The sequence below is a fragment of the Nostoc sp. genome, assembly GCF_036917465.1.
Classification (GTDB): Bacteria; Cyanobacteriota; Cyanobacteriia; order Cyanobacteriales; family Nostocaceae; genus Nostoc.
The window spans coordinates 34,974-57,218 of the sequence record NZ_JBALDL010000047.1; the positions used below are offsets into that span (position 1 = coordinate 34,974).

The following is a 22,245-nucleotide window of genomic DNA, read 5'->3' on the forward strand; positions in this document are numbered from 1 at the left end:
CATTCTATAGGATTACTATTTGATTGTTGAACAAAAGTCTTTTCTACTAATTGTTACTTCTTCCAATAAATTTAGTTTCTATAAAATTATTAGATAAATGTTAGCTAAACATCTACACAGCTATAAAATTATTAGATTCGCTAAAGTACTCTCTCTATATTCAATACTGTTCGGTTAGGGAAAGAGACGCGAGGAATCGCCCTACAATAATCAGTCTTTCGTCTTGACGGCGATTTATCGCATCTTTAGAATCTATAATTTCCATCAAAAAGCCTTAACCGAAGCATATTGACTCTATATTCCCGTGTCTACACTGTGATTTTTGGTTATCAATTTGGGAAAGATAAGTTTGTAACAATTGATGAACTTTGAAATTATAGAGACGGGTATTCATGGTGTTACCAGAAATATTATCTCAGCAATCAACACATGAGAGCATGCTTACTATTGGTGGTACAACAAATGCTGATGAGTTAAACTTGCGATTAGAGTCAACTTTGCAAGAATTAGTCTCTTGGCAAGTTGAGATTGAAATAGAGTGTCCAGGGAATGATTTAGCTACGCTCTTTAAGCAAGAGCCTTTATTACCAGGAATTATCCTTAATAATAATCAAGAATATATAGGAATGATTTCGCGGCGGAAATTTTTTGAGTATATGAGCTATCCCTACAGTTTGGCACTATTTTCTATAAAACCGATTAAAATTCTTTACAAGTTTTTCGAGACAGAGATATTAGCTATTTCTGAAGATATGTCTATTGTCAAAGCTACGGAGTTAAATTTGCAAAGGCCAGCTCAAATTACTTATGAGCCGATTTTAGTTAAAACTACATCTGGAAAATATAAGCTGATTGATTTCCATCAATTACTTTTAGCCTACTCCCAAATTCATGTATTAACACTCGTTCAATTACAGCAGGTAGAAGAACAATCTAGAATTGCTAAAGCAGGCTTTCACGATCTTCAGCAAAACTATACGCGATTAATTCAAAATGAAAAAATGGCTGCATTAGGACAACTTGTTGCTGGTATTGCACACGAAATCAACAACCCTGTCAACTTTATTGCTGGAAACCTTGTTCACGCCATCGAATACAGTCAAAATCTACTCAATCTTATTAGATTGTACCAACAATGTTATCCTGAACCAGAAGCGGAAATTAAAACTGCGATCGCAGAAATTGAACTGGATTTTTTAACTACTGATCTCCCCCATCTTCTCACCTCTATGCAGGTTGGTACCCAGCGAATCGAGCAAATCGTTCTTTCGTTGCGAAATTTTTCTCGTCTCGATGAGTCTGAGAAAAAATTAGTTGATATCCATGAAGGTATTGATAGCACTCTGGTAATTTTACAAAGTCGTCTCAAAAATCACAAATTTGGTGAAAGTATAAACATAATTAAAGAATACGGCGATCTTACTGAAATTGAGTGCTACGCTGGGTTACTCAATCAGGTATTTATGAATATTTTGGCGAATGCTATTGATGCTATTGAAGAGTCATTTGTCATTAATCATCCGTCATTAGTAAGGAAAGAAGGAAAAATTTGCATTCGGACTCAACTCACTAATGATAGTCAAGTAATTATTCGCATTTCTGATAATGGACTAGGAATTCCAGAGAGTTTGCAGAAGCGATTGTTTGATCCCTTTTTCACTACTAAACCTGTTGGGAAGGGAACTGGATTAGGTTTATCTATCAGCTATCAAATTATTGTAGAAAAACACGGTGGTCATTTGCAATGCATATCAGATTTAGGCAAAGGAACTGAGTTTACGATCAAAATTCCGGTTCACCTCAATTCTGAACTTGTTGAGAAAAAAAACCGTAAAAATTTAGGTTAAAAATTTAATTCTAACTATAAGTTCCTGCTGTTTCATTCTTGACCGTAACAGGTTCTGACACGATATCATTTATCTTATTAAACTCTCCAGCCCGCCAGCTATCTGTTATATCTTTGATAAAACTGGCAATAGGTATTGCAATTAATAAACCCAGCACTCCTCCTAACTTTGCGCCCAATAGCAAAGAAATCACCACCCACACGGGATTTAAACCAGTCAAATTACCCAGAATTCGAGGTGCAACAACATTAGAATTAACTTGGTCGATTGCAACAGCTACACCTAAGACTTCAACTCCTAACCAAAAGTTTTGCAACGCCACCAAAAGGCTGACTATGGCAATGCCAACTCCTGTACCAAAGGGGAACAGAGAAAACAAACCAATCCCGATGCCAAAGAGTAAAGCTAAGGGAACTTGTAACGCCAAAAATGCCAGTGTAATTGTCACCCCTAACACGGCTCCCAATGTTGCTTGACCGATAAAGTAATTGTGAAAATCCTCTCGCAGCAATTCCCGCAATCTTAACCCAATGTTATTCGGAAACCATTGAAATACTCCGTCCCAAAGAGGCTCACCGTTTAATATTAGATAGATAGTCAAGACTACCGCCAGCAAAACGTTGAGAACAATACCAATGGTATCGACAGCAAAACCAAGAATTCTACCAGTGAAGGACTGAAGTTGGTTAGATAATCGTTCCAGAACTTGGGTAAATAAACCACTTAAATTAATGGGAAGCTGCTGTTGACTTAGCGCCCAATCCTGGAAAGTTTGCAACTGCTGAGTTCCAGAATCAATCCAACTGGGCAAAATATTGGCTAACTCAACAAGCTGTTGGATAATTAGGGGAACCAAGGTAATGCCTAAACCTACTAAAATCACTAGAGTGAAAAGCAAGACTCCTGCGATCGCTAGGTTACGTTTTACGCCTTGTTCTTGCAAAAACTGGATTGGATAGTTCAACACAAAAGCGAGTAGGATGGCAGCAGCAATAATGCTGATCAAGGGTTGGAAATACTGCACAACTTGGAGCAATAGCCAACCGTTGAGAATAATAATCGGAAACGCCAGTCCTATAGTTAACCATCGCGGTAGTTTATTTGCTGATTGCATTAGTGATGACTTCATAAGAGTTATAACTTTATTTTGGCTTCTAAGGACTGGGATTGGGGACTGGGGATGAGGGAGATTAATTACTGACTACTAACTAATAACTATTGATCAATGCCCAATGCCCAATTCCCATTAAGATTAACTTCTCTCCATAAAATCCAACATAATTCGCTGATGCATATTTCCCAGAGGTCTTACTTCGCCAGCGTTTTGCGAATAACAATTACCTTCGTGGATATCATCTGGGGTCAATAATCCCATATCCCAGCCTTCATTTAAAACCAGTTGATTTAATTCCACCAAGAGGGGTGCATGAAAAACATGACGGACTACTCTTTCGTCAGGATAACAGCCAAATTCTACAAAGGGTGGTAAATCGTAGCCAATTTCTTCTAAAATTTCTCGTTTTACTGCGATATCTGGCGTTTCACCAGGTTCGATATGACCGCCAAATAGCCCCCAGTAGCCAGGGTAGAGAATACCGGGAATGTTGTCGCGTAGTTGCATGAGAAACTGGTTTTTTTGATAGAGAATTGCGATCGCTACATGCACCGGTTGATTGTTCATATATTAATTTTTAATTGCTGATTATTCTTCTTCTAGATAAACTTCCCCCAATTCTTTACCAGCTAAGGGGATACTTCGGTAGCGAATTTTACCTTTAATCACCACTTGCGCTCCCTTAGCCAGATTCTTTTGATTAGTGACAACCCAAATTTTGCCAGTCGAGTCATTAATTTGATAAGCCCATTGCTTCATTAAAGGTGCTTGGTTTTCCACCTGACCTTGGATGTAAACTGTAGCCTGATTGTCTTGTCTTGGCTTAATTTCTCGAATTGGGGTGACATTAGCACCAATTTTAAAATTAGTCCCATTCAAGCCAGACGAGGTTAAACTACCACAACTACAAAGTCCCAGCACCAATAAAAAAATCAACCCCAGCCGGTAGGGAACAATACTGTGCGCGTAGAAGAACGAAAGGGGCAAATTTCTTGTTTGTTCCATGAAAGCCACCGATTGAGCAAATTTTTGCTTCACTGCTTGCTTTGTCGCCAGTTTCATCAGGTCAGTTCCCATCTATGATATTCTCTGCGGTTTTAAAAACAGGCTCTCAACTCTTTATTCTTCAGATAAAGCCGTTGATCTGAGAAAATAAGCATTATGGTTTTACTCTGAGAGAAACGCGACGACATCAACATATACACAATAATAGTGAAAAGTCAATAATCAATATTTCTATTCCAGATTTTGGACAAAAAACGAATTAATTATATTTAGGAATTTTCATGGAAACAAAAACTGCCAAACTCCTTGATGGTAAAGCAATAGCAGCAAAAATTCAGCAAGAACTTTCTGTTGCTATTACACAATTACAACCAAAAATCGGACGACCCCCTGGTTTAGCCGTGTTGATGGTTGGAGATAATCCAGCATCAGCCGCTTATGTCCGAAATAAAGAAAAAGCTTGCGCTAAAGTTGGCATAGCCTCTTTTGGTAAGCATTTTCCTGCCGAAACTACCCTTAGAGAGTTAGAAGAGGTAATTGCTGCACTAAACCACGATGAACGGGTTGATGGCATTCTGGTGCAGTTGCCCTTACCTAACCACTTGGATGCAGTGAATTTGCTACATCAAATTGATCCCGATAAAGATGCTGATGGACTGCACCCAGTTAACTTGGGACGACTAGTACGGGGGGAAACTGGTTTACGTAGCTGCACTCCTGATGGTGTGATGCGGCTTTTGCAAGCTTATGAGATTCCTTTACAGGGAAAACAGGCAGTAGTAGTGGGACGCAGTATTTTGGTGGGTAAACCTATGGCGCTGATGCTACTAGAAGCTGATGCCACAGTCACGATCGCTCACTCGCGATCGCACGACCTCAAAACCATCACCCAAAATGCTGATATTCTAATTGCAGCAGCAGGTCGTCCCGGACTAATCTCTGCTGATATGGTAAAAGCAGGTGCTGTTGTGGTAGATGTGGGAATGAATCGCGTCACCGATACTAGTGGCAAAAGCCGCTTAATTGGCGATGTTGACTTTGAATCTACTGCTGCTGTAGCAGGATTTATTACCCCCGTTCCTGGTGGTGTTGGCCCTATGACTGTCGCCATATTATTACAAAATACATTCACCAGCTATTCCAGAGCAGTAAAAAAATGAAAGAGCGTGAGGAATTATGAGTGAGAAGTGAGAAGTTAAGAATTATTAAACTCAACTCCTCTACAGACGCGATGAATCGCGTCTCTACTCCCACCTTTTGTACAGATGCGATTCATCGCGTCTCTTAACTCATAATTTCCAACTCTTCATTTTTTCAGCCCCACAGCACCTTAAAATTGTGACGTATAAGACAAAAATCCCAAAGTGTCAGGAATTGAAGAATGGTAGCAACTGATAACGTTCAAAAGACACCACCAGAGGAAGCCACATTTAACTTAGCAGCCTATCTCAAAGAGCGACAAAAGCTTTGTGATACTGCTTTAGATCAGGCTATCCCCATCATTTATCCAGAAAAGATTTATGAGGCGATGCGCTACTCGTTATTAGCTGGCGGCAAACGTGTACGTCCCATTCTTTGCCTTGCTACCTGTGAAATGATGGGTGGCACTATCGAAATGGCTATGCCAACTGCTTGTGCTGTGGAAATGATCCACACAATGTCTTTGATTCATGACGACCTTCCAGCGATGGATAATGACGATTACCGTCGTGGAAAACTGACAAATCATAAAGTCTATGGCGAAGATGTGGCGATTTTGGCTGGGGACGGCTTGTTGGCACTTGCTTTTGAGTTGGTTGCCCTTAAAACCCCCCAAAGCGTTAACAGAGAGCTTACCTTGCAGGTAATTGTTCGTCTTGGTCGGGCGCTGGGGGCAGCTGGTTTGGTCGGTGGTCAAGTTGTCGATTTAGAGTGTGAAGGGAAATCAGATATTTCTCTAGAAACGCTAAATTTCATTCATAGACACAAAACATCCGCCCTTTTGGAAGCTTGCGTAGTTTCTGGCGGAATCATCGCTGGAGCATCAACCGAAGATGTGCAGCGACTAACCCGTTATGCTGAAAATATTGGGCTAGCATTCCAAATCATTGATGATATTTTGGATATCACTTCTACAAAAGAGCAATTAGGTAAAACAGCTGGTAAAGACCAACAAGCCAAGAAAGTTACCTATCCTAGCCTTTGGGGACTTGAAGAATCGCGCTTAAAAGCCCAAGAGCTAGTTAAAGTAGCTTGTGTAGAATTAGAACCATTTGGAGACAGAGCCAAGCCACTCCAAGCGATCGCTCATTTTATTACTAGCCGCAATAACTAGCAACGCTTTTGGTAATTCGTAATTTCCATACGCAAGGGTTTCATTGATTGGGAGTGGGTGGTTTATTTACATCATGCTGTACTGCTACCGCCCAGCAGAATTCAAAATTCTTATTTGATTAGCTTTTAAACAATTTTGAATAATTGATCTGCTTCCCCCATGATGTAATAGGTTAATTTTGGATTTTGGGTTGAATCTAAATGTTTTCTCAACCAAAAACTGCTGCTAATATTTACTAACCTAACCAAAATACCATGCGGGACATAGGCAACATTTTAGACAACCGGGTGCTGCTGGTTGCTCTGGTAGCTTGTTTTATTGCTCAAGCATTAAAGCTCGTAGTCGAGATCATCAAAAATCGTAAACTAAATATCCGTGTTTTAGTGACAACCGGAGGTATGCCCAGCGCCCATTCAGCTTTAGTTACAGCTTTAGCGGCTGGTGTAGGACAAACACTTGGTTGGGCATCTCCTGACTTTGCCGTTGCGATTGTTTTTGCCATCATCGTCATGTATGATGCAGCCGGAGTTCGCCAAGCAGCTGGTAAGCAAGCTCGTATCCTCAATCAAATGATTGATGAATTATTTCATGAAAAACCAGATTTTAGCCAAGACCGTCTGAAAGAATTACTGGGACATACACCCGTTCAGGTAATAGCTGGGTCGGCTTTGGGTATAACTATCTGTTGGTTAGCTAGCTTTGCTTATTTAAACTAGGGCAATGAATCCTTGTTTGAGCAACTATTTTTAATTGAAAACTGGTAATTTGTCAACTGACAAATTACCAAATTGGTAGATCGCATCAGTATTCTAGAAAACTTAATATCACTACAACCGCACAGTTGAGCGTAGCAGAATCACCTTGCGACTATCTACTATACTGGCAACAAAACCGCCATTGTTCAGCTTCTGCAATGTGTTGTATGCTTCACTTTGGTTTGTGGTGTAAACCGCCAGCAAGTAAGGGCGTTGTCCATAAGAAACAAAACCTACGTTACCTCCTACTGCTTGCTGTACGTTATTTACTAGTTCAGGACGGTTGTAATAATCTACCAACACTGCATAGCCCTCTCCTAATGCTTGAGGATTATAGTTAACTGTTTGCTGTGGTGGCTGTTGCAGTCGTTGTGCCTGCTGTGGTGCCTGTTGCGGTGGCTGCACATCTGCCGTTGCCGGTCTAGTGGTGATGATGGCAGACAAGCCAACAATATTACTTACATACCTTGCCCATCGATTAGCATCATCAATTTTTTTAAAGCCCCCTATCCGCGTTACAGTTTCATTGAGATATTTGCAGTTAATGGTCTTTAGTTCAGGCGGTAAGGCACTACGCAACTGCTTTTGATTATCTGCTGTGGGACTGACTACTAATAAAAGATACTCACCCGAAGTCGGCGGTTGACAAAGAGGAATGGCTTGTTGAGCAAAAACAGAACTCATGCCAACAATCAACCCTGCGTAAGCGAAGCTCATCGTAGATATCGCTAATCCTAAAACACTTGGTAAAGTCTGAAATCTATGCACAAAAGTTAGATTATGTAAATCAAGGTGTCCTAGAAGATTTTATAAGAAAAAAGCTGAAAACCTAGCTACTTCAGTATAGGAATAGAAGGAATGTTACAAAATATATTTTGTTCTTACCAAAGAATATTGGGAATTGGGAATTGGATATTGATGATTAACCAATGCCCCATCCCCCATGACCATTAAGATACATTAGCCAGCGATCGCAAAGCATCTGGTATTGTCTCAGAAGGAGCCTGAAATTCTCCAGTGATGACGTACTCTAAACGCAGTTTTAACCAAGTAATAAATTGAGGATTTGTAGAAATAATTGCTACTGCTGGTTGGGGACACTTTGCTTTTAGCTGTGCAAATTCGGGTGCTTCCAAGAAAGCTGGTTGCTCAACCAACCAAAAATCTATTTGTTTTTCTTGTTCGTGGTAGTGACGAGTGCGTTCTTTGATAACTTCCTGTATGGGTTCTTCTTGGAGAAGAAAGCGAAGACTAGCCAAAACGTAATAGTATGTTTGCATTTTCATCCTTTGGTTGCTGTGTGAATCATGTAAGGGCACAGTACTACATTCTGTACCCTTATGAACTAACTCTTACGGGATTTCTTGAACCAAGAACTGAAGGGACAAGCACTTGCCGACTTTTGGGTATCTATCTGTTTGCCACCAGATGTTAGCTTTTCCAAGAACAGATTATTGTCGAAGTAGTGTTCTAAGGAAATAACCTTCAAGTCATCGGTAACTTTTGCAATGCTCATGCCGATAATTTCTACTGTCTCTCCAGTCGGTGCATGGCCTTTGTATTCTCCGTTGAAATGTCCCCAATGCCGCCATTTGAATGTGACATTTGGTGGCCCTGAGAAAACTTCCAGCACTTCCCAAGGAAATCCTTGGGGAAATGTTGTGTGGAAGACTTTTGCGGATGATTCAAAGGTTTCTTCTGAAGCTTTGTAATGCTCTGAATCAGGCATAAATAGATTGTAAGTACCTTGGGCTGATACATCTGCTGCGGTATACTCTACTCCGCCGTTGGTACTGACGCGAAACTGTTCATTAACAATAGATAACCACTGTTGGGGGTTAGCTTTGAAAGATACCTCCATCTCGAAGGTTCTTACCAAGTTTTGCACGATCGCTTCCAGTGTACCTTCAAGGTGATTGTGGATACTTTCTTTAGCAAGATTCTCATTTGAACGGGAATAATCAGGTGGTGTCTGATAGCGCCACTCGACATCAGTGCTTTCTGCTATCACCTTATCTCTATCTTGTACCCAAAGTGGCAGGTTGTTAGACTCTGTTGCGCTCATAGAAGTTTTTGCTGAAGATTTGATTCCAATTTCTAGATTTCGCAGTGACAACCCTCTGTGGGGGATTGGGGATTGGGGGCTGGGGATTGGGGACTGCGGAAGATGAGGGGGATGAGGAAGCAGGGAAAGAAGAATTAATAACCAATGCCCTATGCCCCATGCCCTGTTATAGCTTGCTTCATCTCGCGGACTGCCCTTTCTATACCTACTAATGCTGCCCGGCTGATGATGGTATGACCAATGTTCAGTTCTTCCATGCCTGGAAGCGCAGCCACTGGATAGACGTTCCAGTAGGTGAGTCCGTGACCGGCGTTGACTCGCAATCCAGCTTGAATGGCTTGTTGACAACCTTTAGCTAATATGGCTAATTCTCGGTGGCGATTTGTTTCATCTTTAGCCTCAGCATATTGTCCGGTGTGCAATTCGATAAACTGCGCTTGCACCTTGACAGATGCTTCAATTTGTGCTGGTTCGGCATCGATAAATAAACTAACTGGAATGCTAGCGCTTTGCAATTTATCGACTATTTCACCTATTCTAGCAATTTGCCCGATAATATCTAGTCCGCCTTCTGTTGTGACTTCTTCGCGTTTTTCAGGGACTAAAGTCACATAATCTGGTTTGATATCGAGAGCGATCGCTAGCATTTCATCTGTAGCGGCCATTTCTAAATTAAGATGCGATCGCACTGTTTGCCGCAATATCCGCACATCCCGATCTTGGATATGCCGCCGATCTTCGCGCAGATGCACCGTAATTCCATCAGCACCGGCTAATTCTGCCAGCACCGCCGCCGCTACGGGGTCTGGTTCTACCGTCCGCCGCGCTTGCCGGATGGTGGCGATGTGGTCAATGTTAACACCAAGTGTAGGCACCCCAAATTTCCCCCAAATCCACAGTCATCAGAATTCAATTTTACCGGAAATTGGGGGAGTTTTGCTTGAGAAGCTCAAGACAAATTGAAAACGAGGCTTAACTATTTTCAACTGGTAGGGCGTACAATGCGAATCAACGATTCGTCTTGATTAATTGCTTCATTAATTCGAGTTGCCATTCCAGACCTATCAGTATTATTTGTACAAACAATAATATTTAAATGTTTAGGTGAGCTTCTATGCAGTTTGATAACATCTTGACGATTTAGTGTTATTACAGTTCGATTATCGGCGATTGCAAAGGCTAACACTTTGTCATCTGGAATACCTAAATTTGCGTTACCAGCTTCTTGTACAGTTAAAACATCATGTCCCATTATTCTTAACAGTTCACTAACTTTCGGTGGGAACATCTCATCAGCATATAAACGCGCCATGATTTAAGCAACCTCATTAGCACGAATCGCAGCTTCAATTTCTTCAGGATAAGCATCTGCATATATCCAAGCATTAACTAAATCAGCCACGCCAATATGAGGATAATCTTGCAAAAGTTGGACTTCAGTAATTCCCAGGCGACGTGTTTCAACTAATAGCCAAATTGCAATCCGAGTTCCAGCAATACAAGCTTCTCCACCACAAATACCGGGTATTTTAGTAATACCTTTTGCCCCAATATGAATGGTTTAAGTTAGGCTTTGGATAATTGCCGTTTTTTCTGTTGGAAGTAGTGCCAAGATTTGATTTTCTAGTTCTTGGAGAGTCATAGGGTATCTTAGCTCAATTTTATTGTACTTATTAACAAAGTTTAGGGGTTAAATCTCCGTTACAAAACGTAATTGCGTTAGCAAAAGCTGGTTTTTGGGCAAACTACTTTAACTAAATAGCTGATTTAACAAGAGTTTAAGAAGTATGAATACAGCAGTTAAGCCGATGGACAAGCTTTTTAACTATCGAATTAGCGAACAACTTTATGCAGGCTCTAGAACCTTAGTTTACCGTGCAATTCGAGAGTCCGATCGACTTCCGGTTGTAATCAAACTGCTTCAGCAGGAGTATCCCAGCTTCAACGATCTGCTGCTGTTTCGTAATCAGTATACGATCGCTAAAAATATTAACCTACCTGGTACTGTTCGTCCCTATAGCCTGGAACCCTACCGCAACAGCTATGCCTTGGTGATGGAGGATTTTGGCGGTATTTCCCTCAGAGATTGGATGAACGAAAGAATGGGGGATAAGCAATATAGTTTGACAGAGTTTTTGGAAATTGCGATCGCTCTGAGCAATATTCTTGACGGACTCTATCGCCATCGGGTTATCCATAAAGATATTAAACCTGCCAACATCCTGATTAACCCAGAAACTCAGCAAGTCAAGTTGATTGATTTTAGCATTGCCTCTCTTTTACCCAGAGAAACCCAAGAAGTTCACAGTCCTAATGTCTTAGAAGGGACTCTTGCCTACCTTTCCCCGGAACAAACCGGGCGGATGAATCGCGGAATTGACTATCGCAGTGATTACTATTCTCTCGGTGTTACCTTTTATGAATTGCTGGCTGGACACTTACCCTTTCAGTCTAACGATCCGATGGAATTGGTTCACTGTCATATTGCAAAGCTTCCAGAAGAATTAGGAGGTAGCTGGGGCGAAGAAGAGATTCCTGAAGTTCTTTGTGACATTGTGATGAAATTGATGGCGAAAAATGCTGAAGATCGCTATCAGAGTGCATTAGGGCTGAAATTTGATTTAGAAAAATGTTTGTTTCAGTTGCAGGAAACTGGAGAGATTAAATCCTTTAAATTAGGTGAGCGGGATATTTGCGATCGCTTCATCATCCCAGAAAAGCTTTACGGTCGCCAAGGTGAAGTTGAAAGTTTATTGGATGCCTTTGAGAGAATTGCTAACCCCCCTGAATCCCCCCTTACCAAGGGGGGACTAAACCCCCCTGAATCCCCCCTTACTAAGGGGGGACTAAACCCTCCTGAATCCCCCCTTACTAAGGGGGGACTAAGGGGGGTAGAAATTATATTGGTAGCTGGCTTCTCTGGTATTGGCAAAACTGCTGTGATTAACGAAGTCCACAAGCCAATTGTCCGACAACGGGGTTACTTCATTAAAGGTAAATTTGACCAATTTGGGCGCAATATCCCATTCTCTGCCTTTGTGCAAGCCTTTCGAGACTTAATCAGGCAACTGTTGAGTGAAACTGACGCTGAATTCGAGCAATGGAAGTGCAAAATTCTCTCGGCTTTGGGTGAGAACGGACAAGTGATGATTGAGGTGATTCCAGAACTAGAAAGGATGATTGGGAAACAGCCTCCAGTGCCAGAACTCTCTGGGAGTGCGGCACAAAATCGCTTCAAATCGCTGTTTTTGAAATTTACTCAAGTCTTTACAGCCAAAGAGCATCCATTGGCGATCTTTATTGACGATCTGCAATGGGCAGATTCTGCTTCTTTAAACTTAATGCACTTGTTAATGAGCGAAGCTGACATCGGCTATCTACTATTAATTGGTGCTTATCGAGATAATGAAGTTAATCCAGTGCATCCCTTGATGCTGACTTTGGCAGAGATTCAGAAGTTAGGCGCTACAGTCAATACAATTACCTTAGCTCCTCTGGATCAAACATCCGTTAATTATTTGGTTGCAGATACATTGAGTTGCACACTAGCGTTAGCCGCCCCGTTAACAGAGTTGGTATTGAGCAAAACCAAAGGTAATCCTTTTTTTAGTACTCAGTTTCTGAAAGCGCTACATCAAGATCGACTAATTACATTTAATTTTGACGGTGGTTATTGGGAATGTGATGTTGCTCAAGTGCGTAGACTTGCCCTTACTGATGATGTAGTAGAGTTTATGACAATTCAACTAGAAAAGTTGTCAATAGAAACTCAAAAAGTTTTGAAATTAGCGGCTTGTATCGGAAACCAATTTGACTTAGCGACACTGGCGATTGTCCATGAAAAATCCCAGGTGGAAACAGCCGCAGACTTTTGGCAAGCTGTCCAAGATGGTTTGATTATTCCTACGAATGAAGTCTATAAGTTTTATCAGGATTCGTCATTAGTCATTAGTGATTTGCAAAGGACGAATGACAAAAGACAAATAACAGTTTACAAATTTCTTCACGATCGCATTCAGCAAGCTGCCTATTCACTAATTCCTGACAATCAAAAGCAAGTTACTCACTTGCGCATTGGGCGTTTGCTGCAACAAGCCACGACTGGAAATGAACGAGATGAGAAAATTTTTGCGATCGTCAATCATCTCAATCAAGGGGTGGCTTTGATTAGCGATGAACAGGAGCAACAAGAACTTGTAGAGTTAAACCTAGCGGCGGGACGTAAAGCCAAGAATGCAACGGCTTACGCAGCAGCTTTAGAATATTTCAACATAGGTATTAGTATACTTACGCCTAATTGTTGGCAAAATCAATACAATCTTGCTCTAATCTTGTATGAAGGAGCAACTGAATCAGCTTACCTCTGCACCAATTTTGAACAGATGGAACTGTTAGCCGAGATTGTGCTGAATCATGCCCAATCGTGGCTAGATCGGGCAAATATCTACAACATTAAAATTCAAGCTTGCATTGCCCAAAATCAGCAACTAGAAGCCTTGCGACTAGCACGGGAAGTCTTAAAGCATCTGGAAGTGGATCTGCCAGTTCAACCTACCCCAGCAGACATCGAACAGGCACTGAGGCACACCCAAATCTTACTCAAGGATAGGTCAATCGAATCTTTGCTGGAATTACCCCAAATGACCGCACCAGAGAAAAAAGCGGCAATGGTTATTTTGTCCACAATTATTTCTGCTGCCTTTCAAGCTGCCCCAGACTTATTACCTTTGATCGTTCTTGCTCACGTCGATTTATCTGTGCAATATGGAAATGCACCAGAATCGACTCATGGCTATGTGATGTACGGGTTAACATTGCTTGTTGTGTTGGGAGATATTGAGGCGGGCTATAGGTTTGGCCAACTGGGGATGAACCTGCTGCAACATATCCATGCGCCTGAGTTAGCCGCTAAAACCATTTTTGCCTTCAACAACTTCCTCAGACATTGGCAAGAACCTGCGAAAGATAGTCTAGAAGGGTATCTAAGAGCCTATTCTAGTGGATTAGAAATCGGTGATATTCAATATGTTGCACTAAGTCTTCTTGGCTATAGCCTCACTGCCTATTTAACCAGTCAAGAGTTATCTTCTCTCAGACAAACGATGGAAGCTCATCGCCAGGTAATGCAGCAACTGCGGCAGGATACTTATCTCCAGAAGCAAAGTATTTACTATCAAGCTGTACTCAATCTGCTAGAGACTACGCCCGAACCCGATCGCTTGTATAGCGAACATTATAATGAGGATGAAATGATTCAGCTTCACCTCAAAACCAATGATGTAGTAGCACTATATCAGATTTATGTCAACAAAATGCTTCTTTCCTACCTATTTCAACGCTATGAACGGGCATTAGAAAACGTCAACTTAACGGAACAGTATTTAAGTGCAGGGAAAGGACTCATGCACGTTCCAATTTTCTATTTCTACGATGCATTGGTTCGATTAGCGATTTACCCAACTGCCAGTGAGACAGAGCAAATCAGCATTATAGAACGGGTAACAAATCATCAAGAAAAACTCAGAAAGTGGGCAGATTATGCACCGAGCAATCAGGCTCACCGCTATGCTTTAGTTATCGCCGAAAAATGTCGAGTTTTGGGGGCAAAAGCCGAGGCAATTGAGTATTACGATCGCGCCATTGCTCAAGCCAAAGAAAACGAATACCTGAACGAAGAAGGTCTTGCCAACGAACTCGCAGCTAAGTTTTATTTAGAATGGGACAAAGAACGCATTGCCCAAGAGTATTTGATTAACGCTTACTATTGTTACACTCGCTGGGGCGCTAAAGCCAAAGTTGACGATTTAGAACAACGTTATCCACGGCTTCTAGCTCCCACTTTACAACAGACGCGCTCGGCGATCGCCAATATTGACAGCATTACTACCTTCCACTCCAGCAATAATAAATCAACGTCTAGCAGCAGTGGATCAGTAATGCTAGATTTGGCAACAGTTTTAAAAGCCTCTCAGACTCTCTCTAGTGAAATTGAACTGGATAAATTACTTACGAAGCTGTTGCAAGTAGTAATTGAAAATGCTGGAGCAGATAAGTGTGCGTTGCTACTGCTCAAAGAAGGTAGATTGGTAGTTGAGGCGACTGCGGAAGTTGGGCAGCAATCAACCGTGTTACAGTCCATTTTTGTGGAAGATAGTGCAGAGGTTCCCCATAGCCTAATTTACGCCATTAAACGCAGCCTGCAACCTACCGTCATCGTTGATGTAACAGTCCATCCGATGTTGATAGCCGATCCCTACATCATTCGTCAACAACCCAAAAGCTTGCTGTGTACGCCGATTCTCTATCAAGCTAAACTATTAGGGATTTTGTATTTAGAAAACAATCTGATGACTGGGGCATTTAGCAGCGATCGCGTCGAAATTCTCAATCTATTATGTACTCAAGCTGCAATCTCTTTGGAAAACGCCCGACTTTATCAGCAAGCACAAAATACTCTCGAAAACTTAGGAAAGACGGAACAATTCTTGCGGTTAATTATCGACAATATCCCTCAGTCTGTTTTCTGGAAAGACCGCAATAGTGTTTATTTAGGCTGTAACCATAACTTTACTCAAATTTGGGGTCTAGGAGTGCCAGAAAATGTTATTGGTAAAAGAGACTACGATCTTCACTGGACTAGCGAACAATCAGATTTTTTTGTAGCACGCGATCGCCGTATCATCGAATCTGGGGAAGCAGAACTCAATATTATCGAAACCGTACAACAACTAGACGGCACACAAATCTGGTCTAATACAAATGAAATTCCCTTAAAAGATAGAGAAGGAAAGGTTTTTGGTATCCTTGGCACATCTGAAGACATCACCGAACGCCAGCAAGCACAACAATTGCTGCAACATCAAAAGCAACAATTAGAAGAAGCATTGCAAGAACTCCAAACTATGCAATTGCAATTGGTTCAAGGTGAAAAAATGTCTGCTCTTGGTAATTTAGTGGCAGGTGTTGCCCATGAAATTAACAATCCGATCTGCTTCATTGCAGGCAACATTGAACCAGCCAAAGATTATGTTAAAGATTTGTTTGTACTAATTAATCTTTATCAACAAAAGTTTCCCAAACCTGGCTCAGAGATTCAAGACGAAATTGATGCCATCGACCTGAATTATTTACGCGAAGATTTACCGAAATTGCTGGATTCGATGAAATTGGGTGTTAATCGTATCCGTGGTATCAGTAACAGTTTGCGAAGCTTTTCTAGAGCAGATAAAGATTATAAAGTTCCTTTTGATATTCACGAAGGCATTGATAGTACTATTCTGATTCTCAGACACCGTTTAAAAGCTAACGAAAACCGTCCAGCAATTGAAGTAGTCAAGAATTATGGCAAACTTCCTCTAGTGGAATGCTTTGCTGGACAACTTAATCAGGTATTTATGAACTTGTTGGCAAATGCCATTGATGCACTTGAACAATACAATACAGAGCGGAGTTTGGAAGCGATTCTACATAACCCCAATCGCATTACTATTCAAACTCGTGTAGCAGAATCAGGTCAGCACATTTTGATTAAGATTGCCGATAACGGTGTGGGGATGTCACCGGAGGTCAAGCAACGAGTATTTGACCATTTATTCACCACCAAGCCTGTAGGAAAAGGCACTGGATTAGGATTAGCGATCGCTCGGCAAATTATAGTAGAAGCGCATGGTGGTTCCCTCTGCTGCACTTCAGAACTTGGACAAGGCACAGAGTTTGTCATTCAAATTTCTACTCAACAAGAATAATGAGTGCTGTTAGCGCTAGCGGGGCGTTTAGCCCGTGCTGAGTACTTTTACTTGAGTCAGCACTCTTCGTTTTAGCTTTTTAAATTTTAAATTGGATTAAAACGACGATAATGCTTAAATTACGCAAAGGTTGGTTGAAAATCAATCTCCAACGGTATGCCTCAACGGACAAAAATCGCTACTTATTGAAATGGCGATCGCGCAATTTTGTGTTGCTATCAATTGTGGTAATTCTATCCATTAGTATTAGCACCACGGCGATCGCCAGTTACAAAATTGTTAAGGGGTTATTACTCGATAGTCTGAAACAGCAAGCATTATTAAAAACCTACCAAGGTCAGAATGATATTGATAACTGGTTAGCTATTCGGAAGACAGAAATTAAGACTTTGGCAAATTCTCCAGTGGTGCGATCGCTAGATTGGCCTGTGATGGAACCTTATTTGCAATCAGAGGTAAGGCGGCTGCAAACGTTTTTGCTCATCGCGTTCGCCACACCAGATGGTGCATTGATTAATACTCAGGGAGGTCGGACAAATGTTAAAGATAGAGAATTTTTTCACAAAAGTATAGCGGGTGAAACGGTAGCCGCCGATCCGATTATTGGGCGCACAAGCAATCAGTTGCAGATTCAGATTAGTTCACCAATTGCGGGTAAAACAGGCATAAAACCATCAGGTGTTTTGATGGGAGGGATTGAGATTAATCGGGTAGTTGAGGTGATTGGCGATTTACATCAAGGTAAGGGTAGCTATGCCTTTGCACTGAATTCTCAAGGAGTTCCCATTGCTCATCCCGACACGCGACTAATCGGCACACCCGAAAAAGCCGCCGAGAGTTTCCTCAATTCACCCAATAGTAGGTTAGTTGAAATTACTCAAAAGATGGTAGCTAAACGCACAAATATTGAACTTGCTCAATTGGATGAAAAATGGAACTATATTGCTTATACTCCCCTAAAAGAAGCAAATTGGTCGGTAGCTTTAGTTGTACCCCAAGAAAATATTGAATCGCCATTACAGGCGTTGAACTTGTTGGCTACGGTTTTGGGAGGATTGCTAGTAGTTGGGTTGATCGGTGCATGGCGACAGGTGCAACTATATGAACAGATTCGCGATCGCGCCTTGATTTCCAGCCAGCAAGCGCAGCAACTCAGCAAAACCTTGAAAGAATTGCAAAATACCCAAGCTCAACTCATCCACACCGAAAAAATGTCTAGCCTGGGACAAATGGTTGCTGGGGTGGCACACGAAATCAATAATCCTGCTAATTTTATCCATGCAAATCTCAATCATGCCAGCGAGTACAGCGAAGGCATCCTCGATTTGCTTAAGCTTTATCAAGCAACCTACCCAAATGCTACACCAGAAATTAGCGATCGCACCCAAGACCTTGATATTGAGTTTCTGGCAGAAGATTTACCCAAACTAATGGCATCGATGCAAGTGGGAACCAAGCGCATTCGTCAAATTGTGCTATCGCTGCGAAATTTCTCGCGCCTCGATGAAGCAGACATGAAATTTGTAGATATTAATGAAGGATTAGACAACACTCTGATGATTCTAAATCATCGCCTCACAGCTACGCCTAATCAACCAGAAATTCAGATCCTTAAGAAGTACGGTGATTTACCTCTAGTAGAATGCTATGCAGGGCAACTAAATCAAGTGTTTATGAATGTTTTAGCGAATTCAATCGATGCTATAGAAGAGTCATTAGTAAAGAATCAAGGACAAATTTGCATTCGGACTGAACTTGCTAATGAGAAACAAGTGATGATTCAGATTTATGACAATGGAATTGGTATGTCAGAAGAGGTTAAGCAACGAGTATTTGACTATATGTTCACTACAAAACCTGTGGGCAAAGGAATTGGATTAGGAATGGCGATCGCTTATCAAATTGTTGTAGAAAAACACGCAGGAAGTATTGAAGTTGATTCTACTCCAGGACATGGCACAGAGTTTACTATCCGTATTCCTTTAACAAGTAAAAATTGCGCTAAACATTGAAACAACTAAAGATTATATTAATAATTTTTTGCTAATTTCTACACTTATGCTGAGAGGCGATATACTTTAAGAAAGTTAATTTGTCAATTCAATTGGTAGTTAGATGCCCAACTTCTTTGAGAAGTCGGTGATCTGGACAACGTGAATTTTCACAGAGTACATCAACTCTCTGAGGTAATATGCTTTTAAAACTGCAACAAATTATCGTCAAGCCTGGTCAACAAATGTTACTCCAAGATATTAGCTGGCAGCAGTTAGAAAATATTTTAGATGAAATGGGAGAAAGGCGTGCCGCACGGATTTCTTATAGTAATGGGTGGTTAGAAATTATGGTTCCTCTACCAGAACACGAAAAAGATAAAGAACTTATTGGAGATTTAGTCAAAATTTTATTAGAAATACTCCAAATCGATTTTGAACCTTTTGGTTCCACAACACTTAAAAATGAGCGATCGCGGCAAGCAGTAGAACCAGACACCTATTTTTATATTCAAAATCAAGCTGCTGTAATTGGAAAAAATCGCCTTGATTTAAATATAGATCCACCACCAGATTTAGCAATCGAAGTTGATATTACTTCTCGGACTCGATTTGATAATTATGAAATATTGGGAGTTCCTGAACTTTGGCGACATACACAACAAGGGTTAGAAATTTCTGTGCTAAGAGAAGGGAAATACATAAAATCTGAATCTAGTCCTAATTTTCCTAATATTCCAATTATTGAATTAGTGAATGAATATGTTCAGCAGTGTTTAACAATTGGGAGAAGTCAAGCTATGCGTAACTTTCGAGATTGGGTGAAGAATAATTTATCATAGAAAATCTAAGGCCTTCTGAGAAAGGCGATCGCTATTAATTAAAGCTGTAAAACTAAGGTTGAATCGGCACAAAGTGATATTTATCAGTGCCAGGTATTCGTTGAACTTTGACCGAGAAGGCGGGGTTATTGATGCGATCGCCTGATTGGGAAAACTGAATCTTTCCCGTTGCGCCATCGAATGAAAAAGTTGGACTGTGTAGTATCTTTTTTAGTTCTTTACGGGTGTTACTTTGTTGTAAACCTTTGACGATTGCCAGAGTTGCATCATAAGATGTTGCCGTTCGCCAATTCACAGTTTCACCCCAAAGATTCTCAGCATTTTTCCCAAATAGAGAACTGCGAAATGCTTGGGGATGCCAAGGTACAGAGATAATCATGTTGTTGATATTTTGTCCTTCCTCTAAGGTTTCTTCCGTATCCTGTGCCGGAGTACTAAATAAAGCCAACCGACCTTGATTAGCTCTTACTAACGCACGACCTTGCCCGGTTTTATCCCTTGATTTATCAAGGTAGAAAGCTAACAATAAGGCATTAGCACCTTTATTTCTAGCTTGAAAAAGGACTGTTTCTGGTTTAAATTGAGAGTCCGAAATATTACAATCGATGGGATTGATAGTACCGCCAGCCTCTCTTATTGCTTTGACAAAATAATTTTTACCAGACTCATTATCTGGATTTTCATCGAAACAGATAAGAAAGTTACTTTTTCTATTGTCATTTATGGCGGAACTCGAAACTTTACTTACTATGGAAACAATACTAGGAGCAGTACGAAAAATATAGCTATTCTCACCTTTACCAAAAGGGGTGATATCTTGAAAATAGCTAGTAGGAGATATCATTACCAGCTTATATTGATACACTAAAGCTGCGGCGAGAGAAGCACGACTAGCATTATGTCCCACTACAGCTAAAATGCTGGGATCTTGGACAAACTTAGTGGCGATGTTTGAGACAATCTCTGGTTTGTTGTCATCATTAGCGATCGCTACTTCCAACGCTTTACCATTGATACCAACACCACTATTCACTTCATTTTGAGCTTGAGCCACACCGCGTAACATCTCTTGTGCTATGTTTGGACTTTCACCAATAGGTACACTCACAGCAATTTTGAGTCGATTTCCTTGTTGACGAGCTTTAGCATTGTTCAAGTAAATCAATGCTTCTGGATCACTAGGATTTGTTTTCCGATATGCTTGAAATTTACTAATAGCAGTCAGACAATCACCTTGAGCTAATGCTCTAACTCCAGCTTCTTTGTCTGAGTTTGTATCCTGCTTCAATAAGATTTTTTCACCAAAACTGATTCTGTCGCTCGAAATATAATTTTCCATAGCACAAGAGCTAGATGTATCTCTGTGAAAAAGAGCGTATATTACAGTGCCGCCAATAACTATGCCGATGATGCACGCTCCTATATATTGGAGAAAATTGTTTTTTCGAGGAGGTGGAGGAGTTGAGCTAGATGAGTTTTCGGCAATTATTGGAGCTTCGATTAGCGCTATATCTTCATCTCTAAGTCCTAACGCTTGCTGAAGACGTTTCAAATCAGCATGAGTATTGTCACTAACAGATAATTTACCTTTAGTTGCTTCGATGAACGCCTTTTGATATTCCTGTAAATTTTCTTTGTAGTCTTGATAAGGTTTTAAAACTTCAGCCTCGATACCAGAAGCTTCATCAGGTTTAAGTCCTAATTCTTTTTGTCGCTTAATTAAAGGAATACGACCCATATTAATAATCTCACCGTCTCTTACCCAATAATCAACTTCTCGACGATATATGAGCTTGGGATCATCAATAGGTGCTTTAGCAAGGTTTATTTTATAGCCTTCTTTGATAGCATATATCTCCGGTTTCATTGCCGGAGTAGCTTCTTGTACTGCCTTGGTAGCATATTCATGCAATTCATCAACAGAAATCCAACCATCTTCATTCTTATCTGCTGCACCAGTCTTCAGCCCCTCAACTATGTAGGTGGTGTAAGTTGAGGTATCTGCTCCTTGCTGTTCAAAAGCAAATTGAGTTGAAGTCGAAGATGTAAGAACAGCCCGCCCTTCTCCACCCAATTGGTTCTTTACATCCACAAAACCATCATTTTTAGCCGCCATACCCTCGGCAAATGCACCACTAAAGCAACAATCGAGAATTACTACTTCGCGTTTGCAACGGCTATTGCTCATAACCGAATGTACAGAGCTAGCTGGTACTGTTGTGGCCTTAACTAGTTCTCCTTTATCACTTTTTTTAGTATTGCAAGCAGCAAAGTAAAGGTTGCCCTTCTCATCTTTAATTCCATGACCAGAGAAAAATAGCAGCAGGAGGTCATCTCTTTGACGATCGCTAAATAGTCTCTCTATCGCCTCATCCATTGTTTGTCGTTGAGGATTTATCAGTAGTGTTACGTCATCAAAACCCCCTATCTGCGGGTTTAGCAAAACTTGCTGCATCGCCTCGACATCTTTTGTTGCTGCTGGCAATGGAGTAAGTCCAGGTTCATACTCACTGACTCCGATTAGCAGTGCTACTTTTGCCATCTCGCTACTCTTCCTTGCTAATGGA

The 22,245-nt window shown here is 41.0% G+C and carries 16 protein-coding genes and 1 pseudogene; 7 read left to right on the plus strand and 10 right to left on the minus strand.

What is annotated here, in order from left to right; genetic code table 11:
- The first annotated feature begins 437 nt into the window (after positions 1-437).
- Positions 438-1,847 (plus strand): sensor histidine kinase, encoded by a 1,410-nt coding sequence (locus V7K38_RS09975; RefSeq protein ID WP_334857415.1) that lies wholly within the window; start codon positions 438-440, stop codon positions 1,845-1,847.
- 10 nt (positions 1,848-1,857) lie between these two features.
- Here the strand turns inward: V7K38_RS09975 and V7K38_RS09980 are convergent, their stop codons facing one another.
- The 3 genes from V7K38_RS09980 to V7K38_RS09990 all read right to left on the minus strand — a co-directional run bounded on the left by V7K38_RS09980 (position 1,858) and on the right by V7K38_RS09990 (position 4,038).
- Entirely contained in the window at positions 1,858-2,961 is a 1,104-nt protein-coding gene (locus V7K38_RS09980; RefSeq protein ID WP_334857449.1) for an AI-2E family transporter, read from the minus strand.
- A 138-nt stretch (positions 2,962-3,099) separates the two neighbouring features.
- A complete protein-coding gene (locus V7K38_RS09985) occupies positions 3,100-3,528 on the minus strand; it encodes an NUDIX hydrolase (protein ID WP_334857417.1) in 429 nt (142 codons plus the stop codon).
- Positions 3,529-3,549: 21 nt separating this feature from the next.
- Positions 3,550-4,038, minus strand: a complete 489-nt coding sequence (locus V7K38_RS09990; RefSeq protein WP_334857419.1) for a hypothetical protein — start codon at positions 4,036-4,038, stop codon at positions 3,550-3,552.
- Between the two features lie 209 nt (positions 4,039-4,247).
- On the opposite strand from V7K38_RS09990, the gene folD reads away from it, so the two are divergent.
- The 3 genes from folD (at position 4,248) to V7K38_RS10005 (ending at position 6,996) form a co-directional block, all read left to right on the plus strand.
- A complete protein-coding gene (gene folD / locus V7K38_RS09995) occupies positions 4,248-5,126 on the plus strand; it encodes a bifunctional methylenetetrahydrofolate dehydrogenase/methenyltetrahydrofolate cyclohydrolase FolD (RefSeq protein ID WP_334857420.1) in 879 nt (292 codons plus the stop codon).
- Between the two features lie 221 nt (positions 5,127-5,347).
- A complete protein-coding gene (gene crtE, locus V7K38_RS10000) occupies positions 5,348-6,280 on the plus strand; it encodes a geranylgeranyl diphosphate synthase CrtE (RefSeq protein WP_334857421.1) in 933 nt (310 codons plus the stop codon).
- Between the two features lie 254 nt (positions 6,281-6,534).
- Positions 6,535-6,996 carry a divergent PAP2 family protein gene (locus tag V7K38_RS10005; RefSeq protein WP_334857423.1) on the plus strand — a complete coding sequence of 154 codons (462 nt, stop codon included), beginning with the start codon at positions 6,535-6,537 and terminating at the stop codon, positions 6,994-6,996.
- 111 nt (positions 6,997-7,107) lie between these two features.
- Here V7K38_RS10005 and V7K38_RS10010 read toward each other — a convergent pair whose 3' ends face one another.
- The 6 genes and pseudogenes from V7K38_RS10010 to V7K38_RS10035 form a co-directional block, all read right to left on the minus strand.
- Positions 7,108-7,803: a hypothetical protein gene (locus V7K38_RS10010; RefSeq protein WP_334857424.1), complete on the minus strand. Its 696-nt coding sequence runs from the start codon at positions 7,801-7,803 to the stop codon at positions 7,108-7,110.
- 182 nt (positions 7,804-7,985) lie between these two features.
- The gene (locus V7K38_RS10015; protein ID WP_334857425.1) at positions 7,986-8,315 is read right to left on the minus strand and encodes an MgPME-cyclase complex family protein; all 330 of its coding nucleotides are present in this window, start codon (positions 8,313-8,315) and stop codon (positions 7,986-7,988) included.
- 65 nt (positions 8,316-8,380) lie between these two features.
- Complete coding sequence (locus tag V7K38_RS10020; RefSeq protein WP_334857427.1) at positions 8,381-9,100, minus strand: SnoaL-like polyketide cyclase; 720 nt, start codon at positions 9,098-9,100, stop codon at positions 8,381-8,383.
- 149 nt (positions 9,101-9,249) lie between these two features.
- Positions 9,250-9,975 (minus strand): pyridoxine 5'-phosphate synthase, encoded by a 726-nt coding sequence (locus V7K38_RS10025; protein ID WP_334857429.1) that lies wholly within the window; start codon positions 9,973-9,975, stop codon positions 9,250-9,252.
- A 107-nt stretch (positions 9,976-10,082) separates the two neighbouring features.
- A complete protein-coding gene (locus V7K38_RS10030) occupies positions 10,083-10,412 on the minus strand; it encodes a DUF5615 family PIN-like protein (RefSeq protein WP_334857430.1) in 330 nt (109 codons plus the stop codon).
- 3 nt (positions 10,413-10,415) lie between these two features.
- A pseudogene (locus V7K38_RS10035) lies at positions 10,416-10,742 on the minus strand (DUF433 domain-containing protein).
- Positions 10,743-10,887: 145 nt separating this feature from the next.
- Here V7K38_RS10035 and V7K38_RS10040 point away from each other — a divergent pair.
- From V7K38_RS10040 to V7K38_RS10050, 3 genes are all read left to right on the plus strand, one after another.
- Positions 10,888-16,845, plus strand: a complete 5,958-nt coding sequence (locus V7K38_RS10040; RefSeq protein WP_334857431.1) for a trifunctional serine/threonine-protein kinase/ATP-binding protein/sensor histidine kinase — start codon at positions 10,888-10,890, stop codon at positions 16,843-16,845.
- A gap of 110 nt (positions 16,846-16,955) precedes the next feature.
- Complete coding sequence (locus V7K38_RS10045) at positions 16,956-18,857, plus strand: sensor histidine kinase (RefSeq protein WP_334857433.1); 1,902 nt, start codon at positions 16,956-16,958, stop codon at positions 18,855-18,857.
- 179 nt (positions 18,858-19,036) lie between these two features.
- A complete protein-coding gene (locus tag V7K38_RS10050) occupies positions 19,037-19,678 on the plus strand; it encodes a Uma2 family endonuclease (protein WP_334857435.1) in 642 nt (213 codons plus the stop codon).
- Positions 19,679-19,730: 52 nt separating this feature from the next.
- Here the strand turns inward: V7K38_RS10050 and V7K38_RS10055 are convergent, their stop codons facing one another.
- Entirely contained in the window at positions 19,731-22,220 is a 2,490-nt protein-coding gene (locus tag V7K38_RS10055) for a caspase, EACC1-associated type (protein ID WP_334857437.1), read from the minus strand.
- Between the last annotated feature and the right edge of the window lie 25 nt (positions 22,221-22,245).